This is a genomic window from Nocardioides sp. CER19 (genome assembly GCF_029846275.1).
In the GTDB taxonomy this organism is placed as follows: domain Bacteria; phylum Actinomycetota; class Actinomycetes; order Propionibacteriales; family Nocardioidaceae; genus Nocardioides.
The window spans coordinates 49,954-61,380 of sequence record NZ_JARVWS010000003.1; the positions used below are offsets into that span (position 1 = coordinate 49,954).

Sequence of the window (11,427 nt, forward strand, 5' to 3'; positions counted from 1 at the left end):
ACCGACAACTAGGGTGTCCACGTGACTGCGCGGCCCACCGGGGAGACCCCGGCTCGACCCCGCTCCGACCGGGTGTGGACGGTGCCGAACGTGCTCAGCGCGTTGCGGCTCCTCGGCGTGCCGCTGTTCCTGTGGCTGGTGCTCGGGCCCGAGGCCGACGGGTGGGCGCTGTGCCTGCTCGTGGTCTCCGGGATCACCGACTGGCTCGACGGCTTCCTCGCTCGGCGGTGGGACCAGTCCTCGGTCCTGGGCCAGCTGCTCGACCCGATCGCCGACCGGCTCTACCTGCTCGCCGTGGTCGTCGGCCTCGCCCTGCGCGACGTCATCCCGTGGTGGATGGCGGTCCTGTTGCCGTTGCGCGACGTGCTGCTCTGGGGCCTGGTGCCGATCCTGCGCACCCGCGGCTACTCCAGCCTGCCGGTCCACTTCATCGGCAAGGCGGCGACGTTCTGTCTCCTCTACGCGTTCCCGCTGCTCTTCCTCGGCGAGAGCGACAGCTCGCCGGCGGTGCTCGCCCGGGTCTTCGGGTGGGCGTTCGCCATCTGGGGGATCGCTCTCTACTGGTGGGCCGGCATCCTCTACGCCTGGCAGGTCCGCCGGCTGGTCCACACGACACCACGGCGGAGCGCCGCGACGTGACGACGACCGAGCCCCACGGGTCCAGCACGCTTCCGGCGCGCGTGACGACGCCGCTGCTGCAGCTCATCACGCAGCAGTCGATGGACGAGGACTACGAGCACGTCGCCGAGCAACGCCGCGCCGGCGCGCGGCTGCCCGCGGCGGCGAACGGCCGCGGTGCGCGGACGATCGTGGCTGTGCTCCTCTTCGGTGCACTTCTCGCCGTCGCTGCCGTGCAGACGGCCCAGAACGCCGATGTGACCTCGGAGGGTCGTGACCAGCTGATCACCCGCATCGAGCTGCGTCGGAGCAGCCTCGCCGACGTCCAGGACCGGATCGCGCGGCTGCAGAGCGACAACGCCGCCGCGCAGACGGCCATCGACAACGCCGGCAAGCGCCTCGACTCCCTGAGCGGCACCCGCTCGACCGTGCAGGCGCAGACCGGCTTCGGACCCCTGTCGGGCCCGGGCGTGCGTGCGGTGGTCGACGACGCGCCCGGCGGTGGGCAGGAGGGGAAGGTCCAGGACCAGGACCTCGCGCTCCTGGTCGACGGGCTGTGGCGCGCCGGCGCCACCGGCATCTCCGTCAACGGTCAGCGGGTGACCGCGCTCAGCGCGCTGCGCAACACCGCACAGGTCATCCGGATCAACGACGTGTCGCTCTCGCCGCCCTACACGGTGCTCGCCGTCGGCGACACGCGGACGATGCAGGCCGACTTCGCCGACTCGGCCGTGGGCGCTCAGTTCCAGGCGACCGTCGACCAGTTCGGCATGCGTTTCACATGGGACATGCGCGACAAGATGCGGCTCCCGGCGGCCCCGGCAGGCATGATGGCGCTGCACCACGCGAAGGCAAGCACGTCGCAGCAGCAGAAGGCATCCGTCGGCCAGGAGGGGACGCAGTGATCGCAGCACTCGGGCTGCTCGTCGGCATCGTCCTGGGCCTCATCTTCCAGCCTGACGTCCCGACGGGTCTCGAGCCGTACCTGCCGATCGCTGTCGTGGCCGCGCTCGACGCCGTCTTCGGCGCGCTCCGCGCCTACCTCGACGGCATCTTCGACGACAAGGTCTTCGTCGTCTCGTTCCTGAGCAACGTCGTCATCGCCGCCGGCATCGTCTACCTCGGCGACAAGCTCGGCGTCGGCGGGCAGCTCTCCACCGGCGTCATCGTGGTCCTGGGCATCCGGATCTTCTCCAACGTCGCCGCCATCCGCCGGCACCTGTTCCACGCCTGAGGCCGTCGTGAACCAGCCCGCCACCAACCAACCGGACGAGCCGTCCGAAGCGCCGGACGCGACCGAGCCGTCCGAGGCGCCGGACGCGACCGAGCCGACAGAGCCGACGGACGCGACCGATCCGACAGAGCCGACGGACGCGACCGATCCGACAGAGCCGAGCGAGGCCGAGGTCGCCGGATCGCCCGAACCCGCAGGGCCGACCGAGACCGCCGAGCCGGTCGACGTCGAGGAGCCGGTTGGCGTCGAGGAGCCGGTTGGCGTCGAGGAGCCGGTTGGCGTCGAGGAGCCGGTTGGCGTCGAGGAGCCGGTTGGCGTCGAGGAGCCGGTTGGCGTCGAGGAGCCGGTTGGCGTCGAGGAGCCGGTTGACGTCGAGGAGCCGGTTGACGTCGAGGAGCCGGTCGCAGACGCACCGGCGCCGACAGGGCGCGATCGGCTGCTCCGGGACCTCGGCCGTGCCCGACGTACGCAGGTCGTCGTGGCCCTCCTCCTCGCGCTGGTCGGGTTCGGCGCGGTCACGCAGGTGCGGACCAACGAGGCCGACAGCTCCTACGCCGGCTACCGCGAGCAGGACCTCATCGACGTCCTCAACGGCCTCTCGACGACGACCCAGCGCGCCCAGACCGAGCTCTCGAGGCTCGAGCAGCGCCGCAACGAGCTCCAGTCGACGACGTCGCGGCGCCAGGCGGCGGTCGACGAGGCGAAGTCCGAGGTCGACACCCTCAACATCCTGGCCGGGCTGGTGCCGGTGACCGGCCCCGGCATCCGCGTGACGATCACCGAGCAGACCTCGGGGGTCAACGCCGACACGTTCATCGACCTCATCCAGGAGCTGCGTTCCAGCGGCGCCGAGGCGATCCAGGTGAACGGCAAGGTCCGCATCGTCGCGCAGTCGTCCTTCGACAAGACCGCGGGCGGGCTCGTCGTCGACGGCACCGTCCTCGAGCCGCCCTACGTCGTCGAGGCGATCGGCGCGCCGTCCACGCTGTCCGGCGCGATGACGTTCCTCAACGGTCCGGCCGACGAGTTCAAGCAGGACGGCTCGTCGGTGAAGGTGCAGGAGCTCAACAAGGTCGACATCCGTGCGGTCCGGGAGCGTGGCACGAGCGGCGCCGGGTCGTCCGGGTCGTCCGGGTCCGGCAGCGCCCAGTAGGGTTCCGTCGCACGGGGTCGCCCCGTTGCCACCGACCCAGCGACCGGCCGCGCCGATCGCCGACCGACAGGAGAGAGCTGTGTCCTACCCCGAGGACCTTCGCTACACCGCCGAGCACGAGTGGGTCCGCACCCCTGGCGAGCACGAGGGCTCGGTCCGGGTCGGCATCACCAACTATGCGCAGGATGCGCTGGGCGACATCGTCTACGTCTCGCTCCCGGAGGCCGGGTCCACCGTCGAGGCCGGCAGCGCGTGCGGCGAGCTCGAGTCCACCAAGTCCGTGAGCGACATCTACGCGCCCGTGTCCGGCGAGGTCGTGGCGATCAACGACGCCCTCGACGCGACGCCCGAGCTCGTGAACGACGACCCGTACGGTGGTGGGTGGCTCTTCGAGATCGTGCCGTCCGACGCCGGCGCGGTCGACGGGCTGCTCGACGCCGCCGCCTACGAGGGCACGCTCGCAGGCTGAGCCCGCCCGCGCGGGCTCGACGGACGAGCCTGTGCGTTCCGGCTTGCCAGGCGACTGCGGGCTGATAGGTTCAAGAGAACACTCAATCTGAGGCTGAGGGTCAGCGAAGGGGATGGGATAGATGCTGGTCTGCACGGCGTGTGGGAGCCAGAACCCTGAGGGAGCTCGGTTCTGCGCCCAGTGCGGCACCAAGCTGCCCGAGCCGTCCGACGCGACGGCGACGATCCAGATCGCCGACCCCAGCACGGAGACGTCCGAGCGGCTCCTGAACCCGGTGGACGCCGCCGCGGTCGACGCGCTGCCGCAGGGGCACGCGATGCTCGTCGTGCAGCGCGGACCTGGCTCCGGCAGCCGCTTCCTGCTCGACGACGACGTGGTCAGCGCGGGGCGTCACCCGGACAGTGACATCTTCCTGGACGACGTGACGGTCTCGCGGCAGCACGCCGAGTTCACGCGATCCGGTGACTTGTTCACGGTGAGCGACGCGGGGAGCCTCAACGGCACCTACGTCAACCGCGACCGGATCGACAAGGTCGCGCTCAAGGACGGCGACGAGGTCCAGATCGGGAAGTACCGGCTCGTGTTCTACTCGGGGCACGAGGTCTGAACCTGATGGCCACGGCGACCAGTGCGGCATCGGGGTCCGCGCCCGACCGCCACACGATCGGCGAGGTGCTCGCGATGCTGCGGGCCGACTTCCCGGAGATCAGCATCCCCAAGATCCGCTTCTTGGAGGAGAAGGGTCTGGTCAAGCCGGAGCGGACGCCCTCCGGCTACCGCAAGTTCTCCGACGGCGACGTCGAGCGGCTGCGCTACGTCCTGCGGATGCAGCGTGACCACTACCTCCCGCTGAAGGTCATCGGCGAGCACCTCGACGCGCTCGACCGCGGGCTCGAGCCGCCCGCGATCGAGGCGACGGTGCCGACCGTGCCGCAGGTCGCGCTGGCGGCCGACGGACTGCCGAGCGGGGAGTCGTTCCTCCGGCGCGACGGCCTGCGGCTCTCCCGCAACGAGCTCCTCAAGATCGCCGACGTGAGCGATGGCCTGCTCGCGGAGGTTGAGCAGTTCGGCCTGGTCACCCCGTCTCGCACGGGCCACTACGACACCGACGACCTGGTCATCGTGCAGACCGCCCGCGAGCTCGCCGACTACGGTCTCGAGCCCCGCCACCTCCGCGGACTGAAGGCCGCGGCCGACCGTGAGGTCGGGCTCGTCGAGCAGGTCGTGGCGCCGCTGCGGCGTACGTCGGACCCCAGCGCACGCGCTCGGGTCGAGGAGACCGCGGGGGAGCTCGCGGCGCTCTCGGTGCGCCTGCACGCGACCCTCGTGAAGTCCGGTCTCCGCCACTTCTGAGCGGCCCTCGTCGGCCGGTTCGGAACCCGCCACCCGGGTCCCTGGCACGAGGGGGGAGGCGGAGTAGGGTTGACGACGTGCGTGAGGTCGACGTCATGGGAGTCCGGGTCGAGATGCCCTCCAACCAACCGCTCGTGCTGCTGCGCGAGGTGGCGGGGGAGCGCTATCTGCCGATCTGGATCGGTGCCGTGGAGGCCACCGCCATCGCCTTCGCCCAGCAGGGCGTCGTGCCGCCGCGCCCGCTCACCCACGACCTGATGAAGGACGTCATCGGCGCGCTCGACGCCGAGCTGCGCGAGGTGCAGATCACCGAGGTCCGCGAAGGCGTGTTCTTCGCCAACCTGGTGTTCTCCACCGGCGCCGAGGTGAGCGCGCGGCCGTCGGACTCGATCGCGCTGGCCCTGCGCACGGGCACCCGCATCGTCTGTGCCGAGGCGGTCCTCGACGAGGCCGGCCTGGCCGTTCCCGCTGAGCAGGAGGACGAGGTCGAGCGGTTCCGCGAGTTCCTCGACCACGTGACGCCCGAGGACTTCGACGCGCACTGAGCGGCGGTCGAGGGCCGGGACCTCAGTCTCAACTTGAGGTTGAGGGTTGCGACACGCCGGGCATGTCTTTGACCCGGGTCCCAGGGGGTCCTACCTTGAACTGTCTCTGTTGTAACTCCATCAGTGATGTTCGTTCCTCGGAGCGGCTCGCGCACCTTCCCCAATCAGAGTTACGCTCAACGGAGTAGACCCCCGGAGGACCGCGTGAACGAGCACGAGCAGGAGAGCGGCGTCAACGTCGACGCACTCCGCGCCGCGGAGCAGGCAGATGAACAGGGCCTGCTCTTCACCGACGACGTATCGCCCCTGCCCAGTGATCTCGGCTATCGCGGCCCCACCGCGTGCAACGCCGCCGGGATCACCTACCGGCAGCTGGACTACTGGGCCCGCACCGGCCTGGTGGAGCCGAGCGTCCGCGGGGCCACCGGCTCCGGCACGCAGCGGCTCTACTCGTTCCGCGACATCCTCATCCTCAAGATCGTCAAGCGCCTTCTCGACGCCGGGATCTCGCTGCAGCAGATCCGCACCGCCGTCCAGCACCTGCGCGAGCGCGGCACCGAGGACCTCACCCGTGTCACGCTGATGAGCGACGGCGCGTCGGTCTACGAGTGCACCAGCAACGACGAGGTCATCGACCTGCTCCAGGGCGGCCAGGGTGTGTTCGGCATCGCGATCGGCGGCGTCTGGCGCGAGATCGAGGGCACTCTCTCGGAGCTGCCCAGCGAGCGTGCCGCCGACGACGGTGATGAAGCGGGCGCGGTGGCCGGCGACGAGCTCGCCGCTCGGCGTGCTGCGCGCAAGATCGGCTAGCCACGACAGGCTCGGCTACCGAGTGACTGCTCGGCCGCCGAGAGACCATTCGGCTACCGAGCCACGCGACTCCTCCGACCCCCGGCCCGTCGATGACGGACCGGGGGTCGAGTCCGTCTAGACTGGGCGTGCTGTAGATCCCGCGTGGGAGAGTCTCTGCTCGACAGGGACGCCGAAGGGGCAATTCCTCCCCGGAAACTCTCAGGCACCACGACCTCGCGGACCAGGCGACTCTGAAGTGCGGCCCACGGCCGGGTGACAGAGGGGGAGGGCCGTCATCCGTACGTCGCCCGAGGAGCCCCCGTGACCGACTTCCCGACCCTCAGCGAGCTCGATGGAGCGCTGCCGTTCGTGGACCGCCACGTCGGCCTGGACGCCGAGGCCGAGCGCGCGATGCTCGAGCGGCTCGGATACTCGTCGCTCTCGGAGCTGATGGACGCGGCGGTGCCCGCCGGCATCCGGTCCGAGGAGTCGCTCGACCTGCCGGCCCCGCTCTCGGAGAGCGGCGTGGCCGCGCTGGCCCGCGAGCTGGCCGGCCAGAACATGCCGGGGGAGTCGCTGATCGGGCTCGGCTACCACGGCACGATCACGCCGCCGGTGATCCGGCGCAACGTGCTCGAGGACCCGAGCTGGTACACCGCCTACACGCCCTACCAGCCGGAGATCTCGCAGGGCCGCCTCGAGGCACTCATCAACTTCCAGACCATGATCGGCGACCTGGCCGGCCTGCCGACCGCCAACGCGTCGCTGCTCGACGAGGGGACCGCCGCCGCGGAGGCGATGACGCTGGTCCGCCGGGCGAACAAGAAGGCCGCCGGTCCGTTCGTCGTCGACGCCGACGCCCTGCCGCAGACCATCGACGTGGTGCGGACCCGCGCGCTCGCCATGGGCATCGACGTCGTCGTCGCCGATCTGGCAGACGGTCTCCCGGAGGGTGAGCTCTGCGGCGTGCTGGTGCAGTACCCCGGCGCCTCGGGCCGTGTTGCCGACCCGCGCGGCGTCATCGCCGCGGCCCACGAGCGCAACGCACTCGCGGTGGTCGCCGCCGACCTGCTCGCCCTCACCCTCCTCGAGGCGCCGGGCGAGCTCGGCGCCGACGTCGTCGTCGGCTCCTCCCAGCGCTTCGGCGTCCCGCTGTTCTACGGCGGTCCGCACGCCGGCTTCATGGCCGTCAGCCAGGGGCTCGAGCGCCACATGCCCGGCCGCCTCGTCGGCGTCTCCGTCGACGCGGAGGGTCGGCCGGCGTACCGCCTCGCGCTGCAGACCCGCGAGCAGCACATCCGCCGTGACAAGGCGACGTCCAACATCTGCACCGCGCAGGTGCTGCTCGCGGTCGCCGCATCGATGTACGCCGTCTACCACGGCCCCGAGGGACTCCGGGCGATCGCGACCCGAACGCACCGGTACGCCGCCGTGCTCGCCGCGGCCCTCCGCGAGGCCGGCCACGACGTGCGCACCGAGTCGTTCTTCGACACGCTGACCGTGGCGGTGCCCGGACGCGCCGCCGACGTCGTCAGCGGCGCGCGGGCGCTGGGCCTGCACCTGCGGCTCGTCGACGTCGACACGGTCTCCCTCTCGACCTCGGAGACGACGACCCGGTCGACCATCACGAGCGTGCTGCGCGCCTTCGGTGTCTCGGGCGACGCGGTCGACCTCGACGACCTCGACCGGTCGACCGCCTCCGCCGTGCCGGACGACGTGGCCCGCCGGACGCCGTACCTCACCCACGAGGTCTTCAACAGCCACCACAGCGAGACGCAGATGCTGCGCTACCTGCGCAAGCTGTCCGGTCGCGACTACGCGCTCGATCGCGGCATGATCCCGCTCGGCTCGTGCACGATGAAGCTCAACGCGACCACCGAGATGGAGCCGATCTCGCTCCCGGGGTTCGCCGACCTGCACCCGTTCGTGCCGGCCGAGGACGCCGTCGGCTACCGCCGGCTCGTCGACGACCTGGAGGGCTGGCTCGCGACGGTCACCGGCTACGACACGGTGTCGATCCAGCCCAACGCGGGCTCGCAGGGTGAGCTGGCCGGCCTGCTGGCCATCCGCGGCTACCACCACGCCAACGGGCAGGCACAGCGTGACGTCTGCCTGCTGCCGGGCTCCGCCCACGGCACCAACGCCGCGTCGGCCGTCATGGCCGGCATGCGGGTGGTCGTGGTGAAGTCGGCCGACGACGGCACCGTCGACCTCGACGACCTGCGCGCCCAGTGCGAGAAGCACAGCGACGACCTGGCCGCGATCATGGTCACCTACCCGTCGACGCACGGCGTCTACGAGGAGGGCATCACCGAGCTGTGCGAGATCGTGCACAGCCACGGCGGCCAGGTATACATCGACGGCGCCAACTTCAACGCGCTACTCGGCTACGCGAAGCCGGGCGACTTCGGCGGCGACGTCTCGCACCTGAACCTGCACAAGACCTTCTGCATCCCGCACGGCGGCGGCGGCCCGGGCGTCGGCCCGGTCGCGGTGCGCGCCCACCTGGCGCCCTACCTGCCCTCGCACGGCTTCCACCCCGACGAGGCCAAGCGCGCGGGCATCGGTCCGATCTCGGCGGCGCCGTACGGCTCGGCGGGCATCCTGCCGATCTCGTGGGCCTACGTCCGGCTGATGGGCGCGGCGGGACTGACCCGCGCCACCGCGAGCGCGGTGCTCAGCGCCAACTACGTGGCCGCCCGGCTCGGCGAGCACTACCCGGTGCTCTACCGCGGCGACACCGGCCTGGTCGCGCACGAGTGCATCCTCGACCTGCGCGGCATCACCGCTGAGACCGGTGTCACCGTGGAGGACGTCGCCAAGCGACTCATCGACTACGGCTTCCACGCCCCGACGATGTCCTTCCCGGTCGCCGGCACGCTCATGGTCGAGCCGACCGAGTCGGAGGACCTGCCCGAGCTGGACCGCTTCATCGACGCGATGATCGCGATCAAGGGCGAGATCGACCGGGTCGCTGCAGGGGAGTGGACCCCGGAGACGTCGGTCCTGCGCGGCGCGCCGCACACCGCCCGGGCGCTCGTCGGCGAGTGGGAGCGGCCCTACTCCCGCGAGCTCGCCCTCTTCCCCACCGGTGTCGACCCGGACAAGTACTGGCCGCCGGTGGCGCGCATCGACAACGCGTACGGCGACCGCAACCTGGTATGCGCCTGCCCGCCCGTGGAGGCGTTCGCCGACTGACCGCGGACCTTCCGACGATCAGGCTGTCGCCCGCACCGCCCAGGCTCGGGCGGTGACGTCGAAGGGTGCGTCCGGAAGCCGCTTCCGACAGGCGTCGCGGAGCCTCTCCCTCGTGTCGGGGGAGAGGCTCGCGACGTAGTCGCCGGCGGGTCCGACGCGGAAGGTGAACGGCTCCCACCACTCCTCGAAGGTGGCCATGGGGATGTCGACCTCGACGGTGCCGCCGACGACGTCGGCCAAGCCTGCGTCGGCAGCGAACCGCGCGAGCTCACCCTCCCTGGTTCCGGGGCGTCCGGTCTCGACCGGTGCGTGGGGGTCGATCTCGTGGGCGGCATCCCAGAACGGACCGATCGGGGAGCCGACCCCGAAGTTCCACACGCAGGCGGCCACCGTCCCGCCGGGCCGCACGACGCGGCGCATCTCGGCGAGGCCGGCCACCGGGTCGGTCATGAAGTGGACCACGAGCTGCGCGTACGCCGCGCCGAACGTGCCGTCGTCGAACGGCAGCCGCTCAGCGGACGCGTGCCGCGCGTCCACACCCGGCAGACGCAGGACGACGGCGCTGACGAAGGACTCCGAGGGGTCCACGGCGGCCACGTGCTGGGCCCCGAGCGCGTCCACCAGCGTCGTCGTCAGGGCGCCCGGTCCGCACCCGACGTCGAGGACGGGCGGCCCGTCGCCCGCGCCCGCCCACGCCAGGAACTCGGCCGCCAGTGGACGCGAGAACCGGCCCATGTAGCGGTCGTAGGCGTCGGCCGCCACCTCGAACGACATGCGGTCAGCCTCTCAGGCGGCGAACCGGACGTCGAGGCATAGGTGGAGCCCGCTCTGGGGCGAGGCGAGGGCTGTCATCAGCTCACGATGCTCTCCAGGACCCCGACGACCTCCGCTGACGGCGGCAGGGCGCGGATCGCTGTCGCCACCTCGCGTGCCGAGGCTGCGTAGGCGGGATCCTCGAGGAGTCGAGGGATCTGCGCCGCGCCTCGCTCGACGACCCCAGGTCCGAGTCCGACGGTGAGACCGGCGCCGACCGACGCGACGTGCTCGCCGTTGACGGCCTGGTCGAAGCTGAAGATCGGCGCGACGACTTGCGGAACTCCGGCCGCCAAGGCACCCAGGGTGGTGCCGAACCCGCCGTGCCCCAGCATCGCGGCCGCGTGGGGGAGCACCGCGTCCTGGGGCCACCACGGCACGACGAAGGCGTTCGTCGGCAGGGGTCCGAGGCCGTCGACGTCCACCTTCCGGCCGACCGTCATCATCACCCGCGCCTCGACCTCGGCGAGAGCGTCCAACGCCTCACGGAAGACCCCGGCGAAAGGCGCGAGCGAGCCGGTCACCGACCCGAACGTGACGTAGATCAGCGGCGCGTCACGATCGCCCCAATCCGGCAGGGGAGGGCTCTCGGTGGTGTCTGCGGGCTCGTGGAACCGCAGAACCTGCCTCGCCTCCGGTGACGCGTGGTCGGTCGCCCGGTCGAGACCCTCGGGCACCAGAGTGAGGACCGTCTCGGTCGCGAGCGCGGCCGCCGCCTGCCCGGCGTCCAGACCGGCGCGCCGCTCCAGATCCTCCAACGGGTCGGCGACCGACTCGGCGAAGCGGGACGCGACCTCGTGCATGCCGATGCAAGCGTGCACGTGCGGCACACCGAAGCGCTCGGCCGCGCCGAGCGAGGCGAGCTCGGCGGTCTCGCGGATCACGATGTCCGGACGCCAGCGCTCGACCGTGTCGGTCAGCGACGGCAGCGCCGCCTGCGCGTCGATCCGCGCGAACACCTCCCGGACCACGAGGTCGTTGGCCTCCTCGAAGGACACTGTCGGCAACCGCGCCATGACCGGCCCGATCAGCTCCGCGGGCGCGTCGGCGAACGGCTCGTGGTGGAAGCCCGCGCTCGCCACCGCCGTTGCGTACGACGCGGGGGCCGCCACCCGCACCTCGTGGCCGGCGACCGCGCAGGCCCGGGCGAACGGCAGGAGGGGCCCGAAGTGGCCGTCGTTCGCAGTCGTGGCGCACAGCACCCGCATCCGCCGAGCGTCCCACCGGCCGTCGCTCCCAGCAACGCTGCCGG

The 11,427-nt window shown here is 71.5% G+C and carries 12 protein-coding genes and 1 riboswitch; of the genes, 10 read left to right on the forward strand and 2 right to left on the reverse strand.

The window, feature by feature from the left end; all coding sequences use genetic code 11:
- The first annotated feature begins 21 nt into the window (after nucleotides 1-21).
- From QDS12_RS15740 to gcvP, 10 genes are all read left to right on the forward strand, one after another.
- Nucleotides 22-639, forward strand: a complete 618-nt coding sequence (locus QDS12_RS15740; protein WP_279880592.1) for a CDP-alcohol phosphatidyltransferase family protein — start codon at nucleotides 22-24, stop codon at nucleotides 637-639.
- Nucleotides 636-1,523 carry a DUF881 domain-containing protein gene (locus QDS12_RS15745; protein ID WP_279880595.1) on the forward strand — a complete coding sequence of 296 codons (888 nt, stop codon included), beginning with the start codon at nucleotides 636-638 and terminating at the stop codon, nucleotides 1,521-1,523. The genes QDS12_RS15740 and QDS12_RS15745 overlap by 4 nt, the downstream gene beginning before the upstream one ends.
- Nucleotides 1,520-1,852, forward strand: coding sequence for a small basic family protein (locus QDS12_RS15750; protein ID WP_279880598.1), 333 nt, complete (start codon nucleotides 1,520-1,522; stop codon nucleotides 1,850-1,852). The genes QDS12_RS15745 and QDS12_RS15750 overlap by 4 nt, the downstream gene beginning before the upstream one ends.
- 7 nt (nucleotides 1,853-1,859) lie before the next feature.
- Nucleotides 1,860-3,005 (forward strand): DUF881 domain-containing protein, encoded by a 1,146-nt coding sequence (locus tag QDS12_RS15755; RefSeq protein WP_279880601.1) that lies wholly within the window; start codon nucleotides 1,860-1,862, stop codon nucleotides 3,003-3,005.
- 79 nt (nucleotides 3,006-3,084) lie between these two features.
- On the forward strand, nucleotides 3,085-3,474 hold the full coding sequence (gcvH, locus tag QDS12_RS15760; protein ID WP_279880602.1) for a glycine cleavage system protein GcvH: 390 nt from the start codon (nucleotides 3,085-3,087) through the stop codon (nucleotides 3,472-3,474).
- A 121-nt stretch (nucleotides 3,475-3,595) separates the two neighbouring features.
- On the forward strand, nucleotides 3,596-4,081 hold the full coding sequence (locus QDS12_RS15765; RefSeq protein ID WP_279880604.1) for an FHA domain-containing protein: 486 nt from the start codon (nucleotides 3,596-3,598) through the stop codon (nucleotides 4,079-4,081).
- Nucleotides 4,082-4,086: 5 nt separating this feature from the next.
- Nucleotides 4,087-4,827: a MerR family transcriptional regulator gene (locus tag QDS12_RS15770; protein ID WP_279880606.1), complete on the forward strand. Its 741-nt coding sequence runs from the start codon at nucleotides 4,087-4,089 to the stop codon at nucleotides 4,825-4,827.
- 77 nt (nucleotides 4,828-4,904) lie between these two features.
- The gene (locus tag QDS12_RS15775) at nucleotides 4,905-5,372 is read left to right on the forward strand and encodes a bifunctional nuclease family protein (RefSeq protein WP_279880608.1); all 468 of its coding nucleotides are present in this window, start codon (nucleotides 4,905-4,907) and stop codon (nucleotides 5,370-5,372) included.
- A 204-nt stretch (nucleotides 5,373-5,576) separates the two neighbouring features.
- Nucleotides 5,577-6,182: a MerR family transcriptional regulator gene (locus tag QDS12_RS15780; protein WP_279880610.1), complete on the forward strand. Its 606-nt coding sequence runs from the start codon at nucleotides 5,577-5,579 to the stop codon at nucleotides 6,180-6,182.
- A gap of 135 nt (nucleotides 6,183-6,317) precedes the next feature.
- Nucleotides 6,318-6,409: riboswitch (glycine riboswitch) on the forward strand.
- Nucleotides 6,410-6,485: 76 nt separating this feature from the next.
- The gene (gcvP, locus tag QDS12_RS15785; protein WP_279880613.1) at nucleotides 6,486-9,362 is read left to right on the forward strand and encodes an aminomethyl-transferring glycine dehydrogenase; all 2,877 of its coding nucleotides are present in this window, start codon (nucleotides 6,486-6,488) and stop codon (nucleotides 9,360-9,362) included.
- Nucleotides 9,363-9,380: 18 nt separating this feature from the next.
- Here gcvP and QDS12_RS15790 read toward each other — a convergent pair whose 3' ends face one another.
- Both QDS12_RS15790 and QDS12_RS15795 read right to left on the reverse strand, forming a co-directional pair.
- Complete coding sequence (locus QDS12_RS15790; RefSeq protein WP_279880615.1) at nucleotides 9,381-10,136, reverse strand: class I SAM-dependent methyltransferase; 756 nt, start codon at nucleotides 10,134-10,136, stop codon at nucleotides 9,381-9,383.
- Nucleotides 10,137-10,213: 77 nt separating this feature from the next.
- On the reverse strand, nucleotides 10,214-11,383 hold the full coding sequence (locus tag QDS12_RS15795) for a glycosyltransferase (RefSeq protein ID WP_279880617.1): 1,170 nt from the start codon (nucleotides 11,381-11,383) through the stop codon (nucleotides 10,214-10,216).
- Nucleotides 11,384-11,427 lie beyond the last annotated feature (44 nt).